The sequence below is a fragment of the Arthrobacter terricola genome (assembly GCF_004354015.1).
GTDB classification, from domain to species: Bacteria; Actinomycetota; Actinomycetes; order Actinomycetales; family Micrococcaceae; genus Arthrobacter; species Arthrobacter terricola.
The window spans coordinates 15,464-33,781 of the sequence record NZ_SMRU01000001.1; the positions used below are offsets into that span (position 1 = coordinate 15,464).

Genomic DNA, 18,318 nt, shown 5'->3' on the forward strand with positions numbered 1-18,318 from the left:
GCAGTGTTGTTTCTGATGTTGACGTGATTGAAGTGGCGGGCCGCGCGTGGACACAAGCACATTTAGCTGATTGTTAACTGCAAGTCAGGTTTCTGTTGAATCACGATCTGCCCAAGTTCGCGTGATCGCCGTCATCTTGAGTCGTTTCTTCGCTAGATTCGACCCATGACTATTCAAGCCTCCAGCGATGCCCTCGTCTCACTGAATGGCGTCAACAAGCATTATGGTCAACTGCATGTCCTGAAGGACATCAACTTGCAGGTCAAGAAGGGTGAGGTCGTGGTGGTGATCGGGCCTTCGGGCTCGGGCAAGTCAACCCTCTGCCGGGCCATCAACCGGCTGGAAACCATCGACACGGGAGTGATCTCGATCGACGGCAGGAAGCTCCCCGAAGAAGGCAAGGAACTCGCTACGCTCCGTGCCGACGTCGGGATGGTCTTCCAGTCCTTCAACCTGTTCGCCCACAAGACGATCCTCGAGAACGTCACCCTGGGCCCCATCAAGGTCAAGAAGCTGGACAAAGCAACCGCGGACAAAGACGCGATGGCGTTGCTGGAGCGGGTGGGGGTAGGGCAGCAAGCGCCCAAAATGCCCGCCCAGTTGTCCGGCGGGCAACAGCAGCGCGTGGCCATCGCGCGCGCCCTGGCCATGAAGCCGAAGGTCATGCTGTTCGACGAGCCGACCTCTGCGTTGGACCCGGAAATGATCAACGAAGTCCTCGACGTTATGGTTCAGCTGGCCAGGGAAGGCATGACCATGATCGTGGTGACACACGAAATGGGCTTTGCCCGAAAGGCCGCGGACCGCGTGGTCTTCATGGCTGACGGCCAGATTGTCGAGGACGCCAAACCCGAGGAGTTCTTCACGAATCCCCAGAGCAACCGTGCCAAGGACTTCCTCTCCAAACTCCTGACCCACTAGTACGCCCGCACCCAGGCCGCGGGGGCGGCCGCACAATGAAAGGTATGTCATGAGAGCTTTTATCACCCGGAGGAAAACTCTGCTGGTCGCTGCCAGCGCCGCGATTGCGCTTTCGCTCAGCGCGTGCGGCGGTAGCGGCGGCGCAGGCGCTCCGAGCACCGACGCAGCACCCTTCACCGTTGCGCAGAACGTGTCCATCACGGGTAGCCCGACGTTCGACACGATCAAGTCGAACGGAAAAGTCCGGATCGGCGTAAAGCAGGACCAGCCCGGCCTTGGATTCAAGGATGCCGCCACCGGCGAGTACAGCGGCTTCGACATCCAAATCGCGGAATGGATTGCAGCTTCCCTCGGGTACTCCAAGGACAAGATCGAGTTCAAGCCCATCCCGTCAGCCAACCGCGAGTCTGCGATCACCAACGGTGACATCGACTACTACGTGGGCACCTACTCCATTACCGACAAGCGCAAGCAGCTCATTGACTTCGCGGGCCCGTACTTCGTGACCGGCCAGGGCCTGCTCGTCAAGAAGGACAACAGCACGATCAACAGCGAGAAAGACCTTTCCGGAAAGAACGTCTGCTCGGCAACCGGATCCACCCCGATCCAGAACATCAAGGCCAACTTCCCGGGTACCAAGACCACCGAATTCGATACCTACTCCCAGTGCGTCGAAGCCCTCAAGAGCGGCCAGGTGGACGCAGTTACCACCGATCAGGCAATCCTCATCGGCTACGCCTCACAGGACACGGACAACCTCAAGGTGGTCGGCCAGCCGTTCACGGTTGAGAAGTACGGCGTAGGCCTGAAGAAGGGCGACACCGCCCTGCGCACCTTCGTCAACAAGATGTTTACCGACGGCGGCTCTACGTGGCAGAAGATCTACGACTCCACGCTGGGGCAGTCCGGCACCAAGGTCACCCAGCCCGCAGTAGACAACTACTAAATCGGTGGTGAGGGGGCGGCGTACTGCCGTCCCCTCAAACATAGGCTGAAAGCGACCATTCCATGAATACGCTGCTGAACAACCTGGACCTCTTCACGACGGGGTTCCGGAACACCCTCATCCTTTTCGTTGTCTCGGGAATCTTCGCCCTGATCCTGGGGACCATAGTTGCAACGCTCCGGGTTTCCCCCATCCCCGCAATGCGGGGTGCTGCCACGCTGTACATCAACGTAGTCCGCAATACGCCCCTGACGCTCGTCTTGTTCTTCTTCGCGCTCGGCTATCCAAAGCTGGGGCTCGTGGAAATCGACTTCATGACTGCCGCGATCATCGGGCTTAGCCTCTACACCGCAACCTACGTGGCCGAAGCCGTCCGCTCCGGAATCAACACCGTTCCGGTCGGCCAAGCGGAGGCGGCACGCGCAATCGGGCTTCCGTTCACACAGACCCTGACTTTGGTAGTCCTCCCCCAAGCGTTCCGCGCGGTCATCCCGCCGATGTTCAGCGTGTTCATCGCGCTGCTGAAGAACACCACGGTTGCCGCGGGTTTCTCGGTCCTCGAAGCCGGTGCCATCCGTTCGAACCTGTCCGAGCGCGGCGAACCTGCCATGGCCGGCCTGTTGTGGGTCGCGTTGGTGTTTGTCCTGCTTGTTTTCATCCTTTCCTTCGTGCAGCGAAAGCTTGAGAAGAAATGGAAGGTGGCTCGATGACTTCGGTCCTCTTTGACTCCCCGGGCCCCAAAGCCCGCACACGCTACCGGATCCTTGGCGTGGTCACCGCGTTGGTCATCATTGCCATCGTCGGCTTCATCGTCCTGCGGTTCGCCGAAAGCGGCCAGTTCGATGCGAAGAAATGGCGTTTGTTCACTTTTCCGCTGGTGCAGCAGACCATCGTCCAATCGGTCGGCGCCACTCTTTCAGCATTCGCCACGGCCGCGATCCTCAGCTTGGCGCTGGGTATTCTCCTGGCCTTCGGACGTCTTTCCGACCGCCGCTGGATCAGCCTGCCGTGCTACGGATTCACGGAGTTCTTCCGTGCCATTCCGCTGCTGATCCTAATGATGATCTTCTACTACGGCCTTCCTCCGCTGGGCGTCCAAGGCATTACGCCCTTCACCGCCGTCGTGGCCGGCCTGGTGCTGTATAACGGCTCGGTCCTCGCCGAGGTCTTCCGTGCCGGCATTGAATCGCTTCCACGCGGACAAAGCGAGGCAGGTTATGCGATCGGCCTTCGAAAGAGCGCGGTCATGACCAACATCCTGCTCCCCCAGGCGATACGTTCCATGCTTCCCGTCATCATCTCTCAGCTCGTCGTGATCCTTAAGGACACCGCGTTGGGCTTCATCGTGACCTACAACGAGATCCTGTTCCAGGCGAAGTACTTCGGAAGCCAGGCCCAGTACGGTTCACCCATCATCCCGTCGGCGATCATCGCAGGCGTGCTGTACGTGGGCATGTGCTTGATCCTCGCAGGCATCGCAAAATGGCTTGAGAGCCGGATGCGCCGTAGCCCCAAAGTGGCGAAGGTCGCCAAATCGGACATCGTGGCCGTCGAAGGCTAAGCCGCACCCAGGCTGGCAAACGGAGGACCCGCAAGCAATAGCTTGCGGGTCCTCCGTTTTTCAGTCGTCTTAGTCAGCCAGCCACAGCCGCAGAACCCGCAGGCACTCACGGATGGCATCGGCGTCGACATGTTCGTTGTCCTTGTGCGCCAGCAACGGGTCTCCCGGGCCGAAGTTGACGGCTGGAACTCCCAGCTCGCTGAAGCGCGCGACGTCGGTCCACCCGTATTTGGGTTTGGGTTCCGCGCCGACCGCCGCAACGAAGGACGCGGCGGCAGGGTGCTTCAGTCCGGGACGCGCTCCGGCGGCCGCGTCAGTGCGGACGACGTCGAAGCCTTTGAGCAATTCGCGGACGTGGGCCTCCGCCTGGTCCGGAGACTTGTCCGGAGCAAAGCGGTAATTGATCTCGACGACGCAGCGGTCCGGGATCACGTTGCCCGCGGTTCCGCCATTGATCCTGACGGCGTTCAGGCTCTCGCGATAGTCCAGCCCGTCCACATTGATCGTCCTGGGCTCATATGCTGCCAAACGGCCCAGGATCGGCGCCGCCGCGTGGATCGCATTGCTTCCCATCCATGCCCGGGCCGAATGGGCTGCTTCCCCCACGGTGGTCGCTTCGAAACGGCTCGTGCCGTTGCAGCCGCCCTCAACAGTGCCGTCGGTTGGTTCGAGCAGGATCGCGAAGTCACCCTCGAGGAGGTGCCCATGGTTCCGGACCAGGCGGCCGAGGCCGCTCTTGGCCGCTTCCACTTCCTCGTGGTCGTAAAAGACGAACGTGACATCCTTGCCCGGCTCCGCACCGCCGTCGAACATTGTTGCCGCGAGCGCCAGCTGCACCGCGACGCCGCCCTTCATGTCGGTAGCGCCGCGCCCGTAGAGGACGCCCTCGCCCGGGACGCCGGACTCCCAGGTGGAGGGCACCGTGCCAAGCGATCCCTCAACAGTAGGCAGCGGCACAGTATCGAGGTGGCCCGCCAGGATCACCCGTTCCGGGCGGCCCAGTTCGGTGCGGGCGATGATGGCGTCGCCGTCGCGCACGAGGTTCAGGCCGGGGATGGTGCGAAGGGCTGACTCGACGGCGTTGGCCAAGGGGGTTTCGTTGCCGGACACACTGTTGATGTCCATGATTGCGGCGGTGAGCAAGGCGACATCTTGCCGGAGGTCGAGGGGAATCGGGGAGGGTTCAACGGTCACCCGTCCACTGTATCCCGAGCCGAATGCGACCTTCCGGGTCCATACGCGGTTTCAAAGGAGCCAACTGCTCTCGATAGAATTGCGCTATGACTGAAACCGCTGCTTCTGCCGTGCTCTCCGGCGCATCCTCAAACCATCGTTCCGCCTTCGGCTTCGGCCTGGCAACCATCGCTACCTCCGGCTCCGGTGAAGCGACAGTTCTCGACGCATGGTTTCCGGCACCGGCCCTGGGGGTAGCGGCCGAATCCCTGCGGGCGGTGGAGAACGCGGACGAGTCCCTGACCGCAATTGCCGCCGACAGCCGAGACGCCGACCGCGGTACCGAGCAGAAGGTGGTCTTCGCGCAGATCAACCTTGACGAAGCTCCCGCGGACACCGTGGACGCCTACTTGCGCCTGCACTTGCTCTCCCACCGCTTGGTCCAGCCGAACAGCATCAACCTGGACGGCATCTTCGGTAAGCTCCCCAACGTCGTATGGACCAACTTCGGGCCCGCGGCAGTCGAAGGCTTCGAGCTGACCCGCGCCCGCCTGCGCAAGCGCGGCGCCGTGACCGTGTACGGCGTGGACAAGTTCCCCCGCATGGTGGACTACGTGGTTCCCACGGGCGTCCGGATCGCCGACGCCGACCGCGTCCGCCTGGGTGCCTACCTCTCCGAAGGAACCACGGTCATGCACGAAGGCTTTGTGAACTTCAACGCCGGCACCCTTGGCACCTCCATGGTCGAGGGCCGCATTTCCGCAGGCGTCGTGGCCGGTGACGGCACCGACGTCGGCGGTGGCGCCTCGATCATGGGCACCCTGTCCGGTGGCGGCAAAGAGAAGATCGCCCTCGGTGAGCGCGTGCTCCTCGGTGCCAACTCCGGCGTTGGGATCAGCATCGGCGATGACTCTGTGGTGGAGGCCGGCCTGTACGTGACGGCCGGAACCCGCGTGCGCGTCCCCGGCCCCAAGGACGAGAACGGCGAGGACACCAGCAACATCATCAAGGCCGTTGAGCTCTCGGGTGTCCCCAACCTGCTGTTCCGCCGCAATTCAACCACCGGCGAAGTCGAGGTCCTTCCGCGCAAGGGCCAGACGGTAGAGCTTAACGAAGCCCTCCACGCCAACTAGCCCGACCATCTGGATGCGCCGTCTCCGACGCACCATCATCCTGTCGCTGGCGCTTGCCTTGGTGGCTGGCGCCATCGTTACAGTGGTGACTGTACTGCAGCGCTCCGAAACCCTGGTTACGGAGCGCTGCGTCGCCGTCGTCGGCTCCGATTCATACGAGTTGGCGACGGACCAGGCAGCGAATGCCGCCCTCATTACCGCAATCTCGGTCCAGCGCGGCCTCCCGCCGCGGGCAGCTACGATCGCGGTGGCCACCGCCATGCAGGAGTCGAAACTGCGGAACATCGGTCATGGTGACGAAGTTGGCCCTGACTCACGTGGACTGTTCCAACAGCGGCCTTCGCAAGGTTGGGGCACCGAGGCGCAGGTTTCGGATCCCGTGTATGCCACGAATGCGTTCTACGACCATCTGGTGAAAGTGCCCGGCTACGAATCCATGGCGATCACTGACGCCGCGCAGGCCGTCCAGCACTCGGCCTACCCGGAGGCGTACGCGCAACACGAACCAATGGCCCGGGCATACGCTTCGGCGCTGACAGGAAACTCCCAGAGAGCCTTGGACTGCACCCTCCGCCAAGCGGATACCGCCGGCGATCCGAACGCAGTGGTGGACGCAATGACGGCAGTGTTCGGTTCGCTTCCGGCCGACACCCAAGGCCGCGCTGTGGAATTGAACCTCACCGGGACCCAAGCCTGGGCCGTCGCCCAGTGGGCAGTCGCGAACGCCAAGGCGCTTTCCATCACCGAAGTGGACGTCGCGGGATCGAAGTGGAACCGGCAGGACCGGAATGGCTGGCAGGAAACCGGGGGCACATCCGGACCTGTGACCATCACGGTTTCCGCGCCGAAGACCTAGCGCAATTCCCGACGGCGGCCGGTCGCCAGTAGGGGCCCGGCCGTTAGACGAGCAGCTCCACCACAGGCTGGACGTAGCTCCGGAAAATCTCGGGCTGGGACAAAAGCCTGTGGCTCATGATCATCTTGTCCGGCTCGAGGTACCACGCCCGGGGTTCGTTGAGGGGCAGTTCGATAATGCTCAGTTTGAAGTCCCGTGAACTCCGGCCGACTTCGAGCAATCGATCCTCCACCATGTCCCCCAGGAGCAAGGTGGCCCCGCTGGCCTCGCGCTCGGCTTCGAGTTTCTCGTACTCCTCAAGCCGCTCACGAGCCCACGTCAGGGCAGCCCCGAAGTGCGCTTGGAGTACCTTTCGAAGGGCGGGCGAGTTGCCAAAGGCGTTGAAACCCGGGGGCGAGAGTTCGGGCGCGGCGTCCGGGTAGGCCTTCAGCAGCTTCTCCCACCACGCTTCCCACTCCGTTTTGAGCGCCTTCACCCCGCCCACTTCGGCTGTGAGGTGCGTATGGTCCGCATGCCTGACTTTGGGTGCCGCATGGGACAGGGTGGGTGTTCCGGCTCCGTCCAGTCCAGCGACGTCTCTGAGATACAGGGCAATAAGCATTGGTCCTGAGGTGTCCATGGTAATCCGCCACCCCTGGCCGCCTGTGTCATGCATCCGAATGCCTCCCTTTGCAGGTGCCGCTCAGAGTTCCAGTCTATTCCCGATGGGCCGCGACGTTAACGGTTAGTCGGGAGTCGTCCAAGCGTGGCTAAATGGGCCTGCAGGACATCCCCGCACCCCTCGGCCGTCATCCATTCCGGTTGAAGGAGCGCGTGCATGCAGAGTCCGTCCATCGTCGCGAGCAGGCGCTCCGCCTCGGTGACGAGGCGCTCCTGGCTCGTTCCGCCGTCGGGCATCAACCGCATCACCAAGCGGCCTACGACGGCGGCCACCGCGCGGTGGCTGCGCCCGGCCTCCTCAGCGAGCACGGGCTTGATCCTGGCCGCTTGGCGGAAGGCCATCCATACGCAAGCGTCGACGGCGAGTTCCTCGTCCAGGGGCAGGAATTGGCCCAAGAGGGTTAACACGGCATGGTCATGTTCCGTCGTGCCCGGTTCCACGGATTCGACTGTCGAGAACGCGTCCTCGAGCCGGCCGACAATCCGGTCGATGACCACGGCGAAGGAATGGACCAGCAAGTCATCGCTGCTGGCGAAGTAGTGCCGGACCGAACCGACGGCCAGGTTCGCTTCCTCGGCCACTTCCCGCAAGGAGGCGCGCTCCAGGCCATCGCTTGCGATGATCCTGAAGACGGCGTCGACGACGTCCTGGCGCCGGGCTACGGCATCAACAATCTTGGGCACAGATCTTTTTAGCACGAACGTGCTTGAACGGAGCCGGCGGCACACCCGAGCCGCACGGTTGTGGCCAATGCAACACTCAGCGTGGCTCCACAAAAGTTCGCTAGCGTTGGTCCCATGAGAATTCTTGTCACGGGTGGCACCGGGTACATCGGCTCGCACACCGTTCTGTCCTTGTTGGAAAGTGGACACGAAGTGGTGGTGGTGGACAACCTCGTGAACTCGAGCGAAGAATCCTTGCGCCGGGTGGGGGAACTTGCCGGCAGGACGGCGGCTTTCCACGAGTTGGACCTCGTCGACGAATCTGCGCTCGAGTCCGTGTTCGATCAGCACAGCATCGACGCCGTCATCCATTTCGCCGGCCTTAAGGCGGTTGGTGAGTCTGTGCAGGAACCGCTCAGCTATTACTACAACAACATCGTGGGCACCTTGAACCTGCTCCGGGCCATGGACAAGCACGGCGTCCGCTCCATCGTGTTCAGTTCCTCGGCTACCGTGTACGGGGAGCACAATCCGATCCCCTACGTCGAGAAGATGGAGATCGGCGCGAACAACCCCTACGGGCGCACCAAGGAACAGATCGAGGACATCCTGACGGACTTGGGGGCGGCGGACGAGCGCTGGCATATCGCCCTGCTCCGCTACTTCAACCCGGTCGGCGCGCACCCTTCGGGGAAGATCGGTGAGGATCCGCAGGGCATTCCCAACAACCTCGTGCCATTCATCGCACAAGTGGCGGTCGGTCGACGCGAAAAGCTCATGGTGTTCGGCGGCGACTACGACACGCCTGACGGGACGTGCCTGCGCGACTACATCCACGTCGTCGACCTCGCCCAAGGGCACGTGGCCGCCCTCGACTACGTCTCAGCCCGCCCGGGCGTGCACCGCTGGAACCTTGGCTCCGGGAAGGGCACCTCGGTGCTCGAGATGCTCCATGCCTTCGAGCAAGCTGTCGGCCGCCCCTTGCCCTACGAGATCACCGGGCGCCGCTCCGGAGACCTTCCCGCATTCTGGGCCGACGCGTCATCGGCCCTCGCGGACCTCAGCTGGTCCACCACGAAGTCGGTGGAGCAGATGTGCGAAGACCACTGGCGCTGGCAAAAGAACAACCCGTTCGGCTACCGGCAGTCCTAACAGGAACGCGGGGTCACCTACGGCCCATGGTGGCGCCCGGGATGGGCCGTAAATGACCCCGCGTTGGAACGACGGCGGCCGCTCACCTCGCGCGAGGTGAGCGGCCGCCGTCGTTATGTCAGTTCTTGCGCTGGGCGTTAGACCGCCGGGTAGTTGCGCTCAGGTTCCCCTGTATAGAGCTGCCGCGGACGGCCGATCTTGGTCTGGGGGTCGTTGATCATTTCGCGCCACTGGGCGATCCAGCCGGGGAGGCGGCCGATCGCGAACAGGACGGTGAACATCTTCTCCGGGAAGCCCATGGCCTTGTAGATCAAGCCCGTGTAGAAATCGACGTTCGGGTAGAGCTTGCGCTGGATGAAGTAATCATCCGCCAGGGCTTTCTCTTCGAGCCGCAGCGCGATGTCCAGGAGTTCGTCGTTGCCGCCAAGCTTGCCCAGGATCTCGTGCGCGGTGGCCTTGATGATCTTCGCGCGGGGGTCGTAGTTCTTGTAGACTCGGTGCCCGAAGCCCATGAGGCGGACGCCGTCTTCCTTCTTCTTGACCTTCTCCATGTAGTCCTCGGGCTTGATGCCCTCGGCCTGGATCTGGCGCAGCATCTTCAACACAGCTTCGTTGGCGCCACCGTGCGCGGGACCGAAGAGTGCGTTGATGCCGGCCGAAACCGAAGCGAAGAGGTTCGCGTTGGACGAGCCCACCAGGCGGACGGTGGAAGTGGAGCAGTTCTGCTCGTGGTCGGCGTGCAGGATCAGGAGGAGATCCAAGGCCTTCACGACAACCGGATCGAGTTCGTACTGCTCTGCCGGCAGGCCGAAGCTCAAACGCAGGAAGTTCTCCACCAGGTTCATGGAGTTGTCCGGGTACAGCATCGGCTGGCCGATGGACTTCTTGTGCGCGTAGGCCGCGATAACCGGAAGCTTGGCCATGAGGCGGATCGTGGACACTTCCACATGTTCCGGGTTGAACGGATCCAAGGAGTCCTGGTAGAAGGTGGACAGCGCGGAAACAGCCGAAGAAAGCACGGGCATCGGGTGCGCGTCACGCGGGAAGCCGCCGAAGAAGCCCTTGAGCTCTTCGTGGAGCAGGGTGTGGCGGCGGATCTTCCGGTCGAACTCTTCCAGCTCCGTAGGGGTGGGAAGGTCGCCGTAGATCAGCAGGTAGGAAACTTCCAGGAAGCTGGAGTGCTGGGCAAGCTGCTCGATCGGGTAGCCGCGGTAGCGCAGGATGCCGGCGTCGCCATCGATGTAAGTGATTGCCGACGTGGTGGCGGCGGTGTTCATGAAGCCGGGGTCATAGGCGACGGCGCCCGTCTGCTTCAGCAGCTTGGAAACGTCGTATCCTTCGTTCCCTTCTACAACCTTGATCCGCGGGAGCTCGAGCTCTCCGCCGGCATGGCGCAGGGTAGCGCTGGTGGTCTCAGTCATGGAGTCCCCTTCATGAGGCTCTTGGCCTCGGTCGAAAGCTTGATCCAACCACCATCTGGTGACACCGCCCTTGGCCTGCGGGTCCGCAGGAGTGATGGGCGGGACTGCTTTCGCGGGGAAAGCCACCATTGATAGTCAGTTAAAAGCTACCGCCAGTAAGCGGGACAAACTAATTCACTAGCTCCGATTACTGGCGGAATGACGCGCCCTGTGCCACAAGTCACAGGATTGTTACTGAGTGGCGTTCAGGCGCTCGACGGCGGCATCGATGCGTTCGTCGGTGCCCGTGAGCGCCACTCTGATGAAGCCGTTGCCGGCTTCGCCGTAGAACACGCCCGGGCCGACCACGATGCCGAGATCAGCGAAACGCTGGACGGTATCCCAGGTCTGCTCCCCCGCGGTGGACCAAAGGTAGAGGCCGGCTTTGGATTCCTGAATCTCCAAGCCGAACTTTTGGAGTGCCGGGAGGAGCCGTTCGCGGCGGCCCCGGTAAAGGTCCTTCTGGGCCAGGACGTGCCCGGCGTCGCCGAGTGCGACGCGCATGGCTTCCTGGACCGGGAAAGGAACGATCATGCCGGCGTGTTTGCGGCTGTTGACCAGGTTGGCAACGATCGACGAGTCCCCAGCAACGAAAGCGGCCCGGTATCCTGCGAGGTTCGATTGCTTACTCAACGAATAGACGCACAGCAAGCCGTCCGTGGAACCGCCTGAAACCCGGGGGTCGAGCACGCTGGGCACGGCTTCGCCGCCACGCTGGGCGTCCCATTCGCCCCAGCCAAGTTCGGCATAGCATTCATCCGAAGCCACCACCGCGCCGACTTCCCGGGCCTGGGCGACAACCTCCCGAAGGGACTCAACGTCCCGGACGCTTCCGGTGGGGTTGCCCGGAGAGTTGATCCAGACCAGCCGGACCTTCGCGCGGGTCGCGGCATCCAGCTCGTCCAGGTTGTCCGCAGCTACCGGCGTAGCCCCTGCGAGCATGGCCCCGATGTCGTAGGTCGGGTACGCAACGGTGGGCCGGACGACGACGTCTCCCGCACCGAGTCCCAGGAGGAACGGCAGCCAGGCCACCAGTTCCTTGGACCCGACGGTCGGCATGATGTCCCGCGGGTCAAGGCCAGGGACGCCGCGACGGTTGGCAAACCAGCCGGACACGGCTTCGCGCAAGGCCTCCGTGCCGTGAACCGTCGGGTACCCGTGGGCGTCAGCGGCGCCGGCAAGCGCCGCCCTGATCAACTCCGGCGTAGGGTCCACGGGAGTGCCGATGGAAAGGTTGACCACGCCATCCGCGTGTTCCGCAGCTTTGGCCACATAAGGTGCCATGGCTTCCCACGGGTAATCGGGCAGGTTGAGTCCAAAGGCGGGGGCCGCGGAAATCAAGAGGGGCAACCGTCCTTAGTGGTCTTGGTTCTGCGGAGGCAGGGCCGCGATGAACGGGTGGTCCTTCCCGGTGTTGCCGATCTTGGCTGCTCCGCCAGGGGAACCGAGGTCATCGAAGAACTCGACGTTGGCCTTGTAGTAGTCGGCCCATTCCTCAGGAGTGTCGTCTTCGTAGTAGATGGCTTCCACCGGGCAAACGGGCTCGCACGCACCACAGTCGACGCATTCGTCCGGGTGGATGTACAGGGACCGTTCACCTTCGTAAATGCAGTCGACAGGGCATTCTTCAATACACGCCTTGTCCTTGACGTCTACACATGGCTGCGCGATTACGTAGGTCACGTCCCTTGCCTCTCCACAGTTGCCCCGGAACATCTCCGGGTAGTACCACCGGCGTTGTTGCCGGTACATCGAATTCTGAGCCTATTATCCACCAGCCCGAACTCGCCAACCTACTCGGGCGTCCTACTATGAACTGGTGACCTTCCTCCGCCCCCAGGATTTCCTGCTCAACGCCGCCTCCGGGACCCGGGTGGTCGTTCGTTACCGGGTAGATGGCGGCTTCACCGACGCCCTCGGCTACTTGTTATCCGCCACCGCTGGTTCCTGCACTGTCCGCACCCGTCAATCCGACGTCGAGATCCCTTTGGCGCTCGTGGTAGCGGCCAAGGAAGTCCCGCCCCCACCCCCACGCCGCGAAGCCCGGAGTGGTCGAGCGTAGGTACCTCCCTCTCCCAACGGACATGCGCCCCCGCCTACTCCCCAGCTGAGCATGCGCCTCCCTTGGGCCAAGGAATGCGCATATTCCCTATATGTCCATTCCTTGCGCCTCGCAATGAGCATGCTCCTCGGTGGCAAACGCTTCGCTAAGGAGCATGTCCATTTTTCGCGGACAGAGCTGGGCATGTCCTCTGCCAGCCCGGCTCGTTTCGCTCATCCGGGCCGACACAGTTCTCTAGCCCGACAAGTTTCCTAATTCGGCCCAAGACGTCTCTCTAGCCGGGTTCGATTCTCTGATCCGGCTCGACGCGCTTCGCTAGCCGGACGCGTACTCTAATCCGGATCGACGCGCTCTTTTAATGGAGTCGAGTTTTGTACCTGCCTCGAAAGCCCCAGTGCTCCCACCATGCCCGTGGGCTAAGCCGCTTGTGTCGTAAGGCCGCGATCGAAGGATTTCAACGTTTCCCTGACCATCCACACAAACTCTCGCGGCCTTTGGACCAATAGAGCGTGGCTCACCACCAAAGTGGGTACGCCGAGCCTGGTGGTGACGTTCCAACGGCGTCGGTCTTCTTCGAAACTCGCTTTGTCCATGTGGAAGCCGGTTCCATCGGTTTCAATTCCCAGCCTCCCATCCACCATGAGATCCAGATGTCCCATGCCTGGAATATTCACTTGCGACTCGACGTGAAATCCGGCTTGACGCAGCAGGAACCTGGCAATGCACTCAATGGTCGACTGGGATTGCGGGACGATCATCGACACCAGCCGGCGTTCCCTCAAATCGTTCCGTCCGGTAAGTCGGTTACGCAAGGCCGACAGCTCCACTTTGCCCAGCGCCACCGCGGACTCGGCTATGACGAGGCCGTCCAAATCCGGCATGCATCGCAACGCTTGGACAACCGAATCCAGCAGGGTGGGAGGAGCCGCAGATCTGTGGCATATGAATCCGGGATATTTGCGGCTATGCGGAGCGGCAACATGCGGCACCCGAGGCCTTTCGACGATCCATAATCCTGCCAATTCAGCGGCCGAGATACAGGCTGGTTCGGCCGGGAGGGAGCGGATAGCTACAAGGGTGGGATTTGCTCCCTGCCTCGCATAAACCCCGCGGGCAACCCGACCGACCTGTCCCTTCGCCAGCGCAGCCCTTAGCTGAAAATCGGAGATTCCCGCCGCCGCAAAATGTTTGGCGCGCGCAACGCCGTCGAACTTGGAAAGTACGCCATCGATCTTATGCATGCCGCCATCGTCTCCCGCGTCGGAAGCCGGCAGAAGGGGCGTTTTGCCGTATGTGGACAACGCAGCAGTCCATTTCTGGGCACGGACAATGAGCATGCGAGGCGCGGAGGCCAAGGAATGCGCATATTGCCAATATGTCCACTGTTGAGCGTGGACAATGGGCATGCTCCGCGGGGGTCAGGGGTGGTGGACGGCGTCGGGGAGCGTGCGCATTCCCATCAGCGGGGAGAACAACACCGGCGCCACGCTGAGCACGCTGCCGGCTAACGCAATCCATAGCGTGGGGACGAGTCCTAAGCTCTCAGCGAGCAGGCCCGAGGCAAGCGCCGAGATCGGCATGACGCCCCACACCACAAAGCGGATGGAAGCGTTCATTCGCCCGAGGAGGCGGGGTGGGCACACGCGCTGCCGCATGCTGAGCTGCATGATGTTGTACACCAGGACACCGAAGCCGAAACCGAAGTCGGAAACGATGAGCATCACCAGAGACATCCAACGCTCCGGGGCGAATACGCTCAGCGGGACAAGGAGGAGGAAGACCGAGCTGATGATGGATGCCACCGGGATGGCGGTGCCTTCGCCGGTCCAAGCGGCGAAACGGGGCGCGGCAACGGCTCCGATCAATCCGCCGACGGCACCCACTGCCATGATGAGGCCCATGCCTTGCGGTCCCAGCTCCAATTCCCGCAACACCAGGATCGGCATCAGCGTGAAGGCAATGGTCGTGAAGAAGTTGACTCCTGCCGTGCACGCCGCGATCCTGCTGATCAACGGGTGCTTGGCCACAAAAGCGAGGCCCTCCTTGATCTCGCTGCCCAACGGACGCCGATCCGCCGTCGGGATCCGCTGCTCGGCATCCCGTGTCCGGAACAGGAAAACGGCGGACAAGAGATAGCCGGCAGCCTCTCCGACAAAAAGCACGGGTGCCGAGACAACTGCGAGGAGTGCGCCACCGGCTGCAGGACCGCCGATCCGGGCAATCTGCGAGGTAGCCTCAAGCTTGGAGTTGGCTTGTGGCACCTTTGCCGCGTCAACCAGTACCGGTACGTAGCTTTGGTAGGAAACGTCGAAGAAGACGGTCGCTGCCCCGACCACGGCGGACACCACGTAGAGGTGCCACATCTGAAGGACACCCGACCACCACAGGACCGGGACGCTTGCCATCGCAACGGTACGGACGAGGTCGGCCAGCATCATGGTCCGGCGCTTCAACCAGCGGTCCACCCATGCCCCGGCCGGAAGTCCGATCACAAGGAACGCCGCCAATCCCGCAGCATTGAGCGCCCCGACTTCGAATTCGCTTGCCGACAGCAGCGCAACGGCAAGGACGGGAAAGGCGAGTTGTCCCAGTTGCGCACCCAACTGGCTGACCGCCTGGCCCGACCAGAAAGTGATGAAGTTCTTGTCTCGCCAGAGAGATGCGGCGGCCTGGTCTGTGCGCGTGGTCCCGGCAGTCACGCGCCCAGTTTCACGCACTGATTGGGATATGTCAATCACTTGCTGGTGGCTACACTGGCGTCCATGACCGAACAAGAGCGGACCGATGCCGATCTTGTCGCCAAGGGGCGGGCCCTCAGCTCGCCCCTGCGCTTGAGGATCCTTCGGCTGTGCCTGCACCAAGCACGTACCAACAAGGAAATTGCCGGTTTGCTGGGTATCAACCCGGCGTCCAGCCTGCACCACGTCCGGACTTTGGTCCGTACTGGTTTCCTCGCGCCGCAGGAGGGCCGCAAAGGAAAACGGGGCGCGAAGGAGGTGCCTTATATCGCCACGCGCACCTCGTGGAGCACTCCTGTAGACAACATTTCCCCGGTCCTGATTGAAACTTTCGTGCAGGAAACCCGCGGACTCGCTCCGGAGGATATCGACGTCTGGCGGCTCGGGGTGAAGTTCAACGCGGCCCGCCAACAGGAGATGATGGCAAAGCTGCGCGCCGTGGTGGAGGAGTACATGCAACTACCCGCGGACGACGACGGCGAGGCCACCTCGCTGCTGATCGCCCACCACCGGGATCCCACCGCGGATTAGCTACTCACGTCGGCGGCGGTACCGGTGGCACCACAAGAGCATGACGACAGTTACTGCCGCGATCCCGAAGACCCACACATTTCCGGGCAGGTCCGCGACGATCAGCTGCTTGCCCGTCCCGCCGGTCGACAAGAGCCCGACCGTCGCGTAGCAAACAATCCCGACGACCGCCGTCGGGATCAAAGAACGCGACCACGCACCCAGCAGCAGCTGGAGCGCCGCGAGCAAGAGCAGGGCGGCAGCGCAACCCCAAAAGATGTCGACGCCGGATATCGCGAGGGATTGCCTGTGCAACGCCGTGCCGGCCAAGGCAGCAAAAAGAGCCGCCGGAACAGCTACGGCAATTCCACGTAGTGTTCCAGCGGCTCTTCTATTCATTTCGTCTATCCGTAGGATGCGTCAGGCTGCAGGCAGGGCCAGCTTAGGCCTTGGCGCGCGCACGGGTCGCCTTGGCACGCTCGTTGGCGTCCAGGATCACCTTGCGGATGCGGATGTCTTCCGGGGTGACTTCCACGCACTCGTCTTCGCGGGCGAATTCGAGGGACTCTTCGAGGGTCAGCTCGCGCGGCGGGGTCAGGTTCTCGAAGGAATCCGAAGACGCCGCACGCATGTTGGTGAGCTTCTTTTCCTTCGTGATGTTGACGTCCATGTCGTCGGCGCGGGAGTTCTCGCCCACGATCATGCCTTCGTAGACCTCGGACGTGGGCTTCACGAAGAAGGAACCGCGCTCCTGCAGGTTGATCATGGCGAACGGGGTGACTACGCCTGCACGGTCGGCGACCATCGAACCATTGGTGCGGTATTCGATGGGGCCGGCCCACGGCTCGTAGCCCTCGGAGATCGAGGACGCGATACCGGCGCCGCGCGTGTCGGTGAGGAACTTGGTGCGGAAGCCGATGAGGCCACGGGCAGGAACGATGAATTCCATGCGGCACCAGCCGGTTCCGTGGTTGGCCATGTTGGTCATGCGGCCCTTGCGGGCAGCCATGAGCTGGGTGACGGCACCGAGGTATTCCTCAGGAACGTCGATGGTCATGTGTTCCATCGGCTCGTTGAGCTTGCCGTCGATGGTGCGGGTGACCACCTGTGGCTTGCCGACAGTCAATTCAAAGCCTTCGCGGCGCATCTGCTCGACGAGGATGGCCAGCGCGAGCTCGCCACGGCCCTGAACTTCCCAGGCGTCGGGACGCTCGGTGGGCAGAACCTTGATGGAGACGTTACCGATCAGTTCCTTGTCCAGGCGGTCCTTCACCTGGCGGGCCGTAACCTTGGCGCCCTTGACCTTGCCGGCCAACGGCGAGGTGTTGATACCAATGGTCATGGAGATCGCGGGGTCGTCAACCGTGATGAGCGGAAGCGGCTGCGGGTTCTCGACGTCGGTGAGGGTCTCGCCGATGGTGATTTCCTCGATACCGGCGACGGCCACGATCTCGCCGGGCCCGGCGGACTCTGCCGGGACACGGTCCAGGGCCTTGGTGGCGAGGAGTTCGGTGATCTTGACGTTCTTCAACTCACCGTTGGCGCGTGCCCAAGCAACGGTCTGGCCCTTGCGGAGCGTGCCGTTGTAGATACGCAGGAGGGCGAGGCGGCCGAGGAACGGCGAAGCGTCGAGGTTGGTGACGTGGGCCTGGAGGACGCCCTCGGGGTTGTACGTCGGAGCCGGGATGTGCTCGATGATGGTCTTGAAGAGGGGTTCCAGGTTTTCGTTGTCCGGAGCGGCGCCGTCAGCCGGCTGCTCGAGGGACGCGCGGCCCACCTTGGCGGCCGCGTAGACCACGGGAACTTCAAGGACCTTGTCGAGGTCAAGATCGGGAACTTCGTCCGCGAGGTCGGATGCCAGGCCCAGCAGCAGGTCCATGGACTCGTGGACAACCTCTTCGATGCGGGCGTCGGGACGGTCCGTCTTGTTGACGAGCAGGATGACTGGAAGGTGCGCGGCGAGGGCCTTGCGCAGCACGAAGCGGGTCTGCGGCAGCGGACCTTCGGAGGCGTCCACGAGAAGGACGACGCCGTCAACCATGGACAGGCCGCGCTCCACCTCGCCGCCGAAGTCGGCGTGGCCGGGGGTGTCGATCACGTTGATGGTGATGGTTTCGCCGTTCGACGACGGGCCGTTGTAGGCAACCGTGGTGTTCTTGGCGAGGATCGTGATGCCCTTTTCGCGTTCCAGGTCACCGGAGTCCATGACGCGGTCTTCGAGGTGGTTGTGCTCGGCGAAGGAGTTGGTCTGCTTGAGCATGGCGTCGACCAAGGTGGTCTTGCCGTGGTCAACGTGCGCCACAATCGCGACGTTCCGCAGGTCGCTGCGCGAGGCAGTGGCCGCAGCGATGTTGGTAGTGGTTTCAGACATGCGTTATGGCTCGATTCAGTGGTGAAGTCAGCTGTAGTATCGCGACATCCCCAACCGGAACGCACGACGGATCAGACCCTTTGCACAGGGCACCTTATTAGAGTCTAAACGC

At 62.7% G+C, this 18,318-nt stretch carries 19 protein-coding genes; 9 read left to right on the forward strand and 10 right to left on the reverse strand.

From position 1 onward, the window contains the following. Positions 1 to 165: 165 nt before the first annotated feature. The 4 genes from E1809_RS00090 to E1809_RS00105 all read left to right on the forward strand — a co-directional run bounded on the left by E1809_RS00090 (position 166) and on the right by E1809_RS00105 (position 3,428). Complete coding sequence (locus tag E1809_RS00090; RefSeq protein WP_133202199.1) at positions 166 to 921, forward strand: amino acid ABC transporter ATP-binding protein; 756 nt, start codon at positions 166 to 168, stop codon at positions 919 to 921. Between the two features lie 49 nt (positions 922 to 970). Beyond that, complete coding sequence (locus E1809_RS00095) at positions 971 to 1,867, forward strand: glutamate ABC transporter substrate-binding protein (RefSeq protein ID WP_133202201.1); 897 nt, start codon at positions 971 to 973, stop codon at positions 1,865 to 1,867. Between the two features lie 62 nt (positions 1,868 to 1,929). Then, the gene (locus E1809_RS00100) at positions 1,930 to 2,577 is read left to right on the forward strand and encodes an amino acid ABC transporter permease (RefSeq protein WP_133202203.1); all 648 of its coding nucleotides are present in this window, start codon (positions 1,930 to 1,932) and stop codon (positions 2,575 to 2,577) included. Beyond that, entirely contained in the window at positions 2,574 to 3,428 is an 855-nt protein-coding gene (locus E1809_RS00105) for an amino acid ABC transporter permease (protein ID WP_133202205.1), read from the forward strand. Before E1809_RS00100 ends, E1809_RS00105 begins: the two co-directional genes overlap by 4 nt. Positions 3,429 to 3,497: 69 nt before the next feature. Here E1809_RS00105 and dapE read toward each other — a convergent pair whose 3' ends face one another. Then, on the reverse strand, positions 3,498 to 4,622 hold the full coding sequence (gene dapE, locus E1809_RS00110; protein WP_133202207.1) for a succinyl-diaminopimelate desuccinylase: 1,125 nt from the start codon (positions 4,620 to 4,622) through the stop codon (positions 3,498 to 3,500). Between the two features lie 86 nt (positions 4,623 to 4,708). Here dapE and dapD point away from each other — a divergent pair, with 86 nt between their 5' ends. Continuing rightward, complete coding sequence (gene dapD, locus E1809_RS00115) at positions 4,709 to 5,734, forward strand: 2,3,4,5-tetrahydropyridine-2,6-dicarboxylate N-succinyltransferase (RefSeq protein WP_133202209.1); 1,026 nt, start codon at positions 4,709 to 4,711, stop codon at positions 5,732 to 5,734. A 13-nt stretch (positions 5,735 to 5,747) separates the two neighbouring features. Next, positions 5,748 to 6,590, forward strand: coding sequence for a hypothetical protein (locus E1809_RS00120; protein WP_133202211.1), 843 nt, complete (start codon positions 5,748 to 5,750; stop codon positions 6,588 to 6,590). Between the two features lie 43 nt (positions 6,591 to 6,633). Here the strand turns inward: E1809_RS00120 and E1809_RS00125 are convergent, their stop codons facing one another. Further along, positions 6,634 to 7,245 (reverse strand): hypothetical protein, encoded by a 612-nt coding sequence (locus E1809_RS00125; RefSeq protein ID WP_133202213.1) that lies wholly within the window; start codon positions 7,243 to 7,245, stop codon positions 6,634 to 6,636. Positions 7,246 to 7,307: 62 nt separating this feature from the next. Next, positions 7,308 to 7,934 carry a TetR/AcrR family transcriptional regulator gene (locus E1809_RS00130; protein WP_133202215.1) on the reverse strand — a complete coding sequence of 209 codons (627 nt, stop codon included), beginning with the start codon at positions 7,932 to 7,934 and terminating at the stop codon, positions 7,308 to 7,310. Between the two features lie 114 nt (positions 7,935 to 8,048). Between E1809_RS00130 and galE the strand changes: the two genes are divergently transcribed. Continuing rightward, positions 8,049 to 9,065 (forward strand): UDP-glucose 4-epimerase GalE, encoded by a 1,017-nt coding sequence (gene galE / locus E1809_RS00135; protein WP_133202217.1) that lies wholly within the window; start codon positions 8,049 to 8,051, stop codon positions 9,063 to 9,065. Between the two features lie 137 nt (positions 9,066 to 9,202). Here galE and E1809_RS00140 read toward each other — a convergent pair whose 3' ends face one another. The 3 genes from E1809_RS00140 to fdxA form a co-directional block, all read right to left on the reverse strand. Beyond that, positions 9,203 to 10,486: a citrate synthase gene (locus E1809_RS00140; RefSeq protein WP_133202219.1), complete on the reverse strand. Its 1,284-nt coding sequence runs from the start codon at positions 10,484 to 10,486 to the stop codon at positions 9,203 to 9,205. A 231-nt stretch (positions 10,487 to 10,717) separates the two neighbouring features. After that, on the reverse strand, positions 10,718 to 11,866 hold the full coding sequence (gene dapC / locus E1809_RS00145) for a succinyldiaminopimelate transaminase (protein ID WP_133202483.1): 1,149 nt from the start codon (positions 11,864 to 11,866) through the stop codon (positions 10,718 to 10,720). 15 nt (positions 11,867 to 11,881) lie between these two features. Continuing rightward, positions 11,882 to 12,208, reverse strand: a complete 327-nt coding sequence (gene fdxA, locus E1809_RS00150) for a ferredoxin (protein WP_018776555.1) — start codon at positions 12,206 to 12,208, stop codon at positions 11,882 to 11,884. 136 nt (positions 12,209 to 12,344) lie between these two features. On the opposite strand from fdxA, the gene E1809_RS00155 reads away from it, so the two are divergent. Further along, on the forward strand, positions 12,345 to 12,587 hold the full coding sequence (locus tag E1809_RS00155; RefSeq protein WP_165962161.1) for a putative acetyltransferase: 243 nt from the start codon (positions 12,345 to 12,347) through the stop codon (positions 12,585 to 12,587). A 416-nt stretch (positions 12,588 to 13,003) separates the two neighbouring features. On the opposite strand, the gene E1809_RS00160 is transcribed toward E1809_RS00155, so the two are convergent. Continuing rightward, positions 13,004 to 13,828 (reverse strand): type IV toxin-antitoxin system AbiEi family antitoxin domain-containing protein, encoded by an 825-nt coding sequence (locus tag E1809_RS00160; RefSeq protein ID WP_133202221.1) that lies wholly within the window; start codon positions 13,826 to 13,828, stop codon positions 13,004 to 13,006. Positions 13,829 to 14,005: 177 nt separating this feature from the next. After that, positions 14,006 to 15,286, reverse strand: coding sequence for an MFS transporter (locus tag E1809_RS00165; RefSeq protein ID WP_133202222.1), 1,281 nt, complete (start codon positions 15,284 to 15,286; stop codon positions 14,006 to 14,008). Between the two features lie 63 nt (positions 15,287 to 15,349). Between E1809_RS00165 and E1809_RS00170 the strand changes: the two genes are divergently transcribed. Continuing rightward, a complete protein-coding gene (locus tag E1809_RS00170; RefSeq protein ID WP_133202223.1) occupies positions 15,350 to 15,856 on the forward strand; it encodes a helix-turn-helix domain-containing protein in 507 nt (168 codons plus the stop codon). Here the strand turns inward: E1809_RS00170 and E1809_RS00175 are convergent, their stop codons facing one another. Both E1809_RS00175 and typA read right to left on the reverse strand, forming a co-directional pair. Next, the gene (locus tag E1809_RS00175; RefSeq protein ID WP_133202224.1) at positions 15,857 to 16,234 is read right to left on the reverse strand and encodes a hypothetical protein; all 378 of its coding nucleotides are present in this window, start codon (positions 16,232 to 16,234) and stop codon (positions 15,857 to 15,859) included. A 43-nt stretch (positions 16,235 to 16,277) separates the two neighbouring features. Continuing rightward, positions 16,278 to 18,206, reverse strand: a complete 1,929-nt coding sequence (gene typA, locus E1809_RS00180; protein ID WP_133202225.1) for a translational GTPase TypA — start codon at positions 18,204 to 18,206, stop codon at positions 16,278 to 16,280. Between the last annotated feature and the right edge of the window lie 112 nt (positions 18,207 to 18,318).

Bases quoted from the DNA above. Each gene is read 5' to 3' on its own strand.
- E1809_RS00090 (WP_133202199.1), top strand. From the start codon at position 166: ATGACTATTCAAGCCTCCAGCGATGCCCTCGTCTCACTGAATGGCGTC.
- E1809_RS00095 (WP_133202201.1), top strand. From the start codon at position 971: ATGAGAGCTTTTATCACCCGGAGGAAAACTCTGCTGGTCGCTGCCAGC.
- E1809_RS00100 (WP_133202203.1), top strand. From the start codon at position 1,930: ATGAATACGCTGCTGAACAACCTGGACCTCTTCACGACGGGGTTCCGG.
- E1809_RS00105 (WP_133202205.1), top strand. From the start codon at position 2,574: ATGACTTCGGTCCTCTTTGACTCCCCGGGCCCCAAAGCCCGCACACGC.
- dapD (WP_133202209.1), top strand. From the start codon at position 4,709: ATGACTGAAACCGCTGCTTCTGCCGTGCTCTCCGGCGCATCCTCAAAC.
- E1809_RS00120 (WP_133202211.1), top strand. From the start codon at position 5,748: ATGCGCCGTCTCCGACGCACCATCATCCTGTCGCTGGCGCTTGCCTTG.
- E1809_RS00125 (WP_133202213.1), bottom strand. From the start codon at position 7,245: ATGCATGACACAGGCGGCCAGGGGTGGCGGATTACCATGGACACCTCA.
- galE (WP_133202217.1), top strand. From the start codon at position 8,049: ATGAGAATTCTTGTCACGGGTGGCACCGGGTACATCGGCTCGCACACC.
- E1809_RS00140 (WP_133202219.1), bottom strand. From the start codon at position 10,486: ATGACTGAGACCACCAGCGCTACCCTGCGCCATGCCGGCGGAGAGCTC.
- E1809_RS00160 (WP_133202221.1), bottom strand. From the start codon at position 13,828: ATGCATAAGATCGATGGCGTACTTTCCAAGTTCGACGGCGTTGCGCGC.
- E1809_RS00170 (WP_133202223.1), top strand. From the start codon at position 15,350: ATGACCGAACAAGAGCGGACCGATGCCGATCTTGTCGCCAAGGGGCGG.
- E1809_RS00175 (WP_133202224.1), bottom strand. From the start codon at position 16,234: ATGAATAGAAGAGCCGCTGGAACACTACGTGGAATTGCCGTAGCTGTT.
- typA (WP_133202225.1), bottom strand. From the start codon at position 18,206: ATGTCTGAAACCACTACCAACATCGCTGCGGCCACTGCCTCGCGCAGC.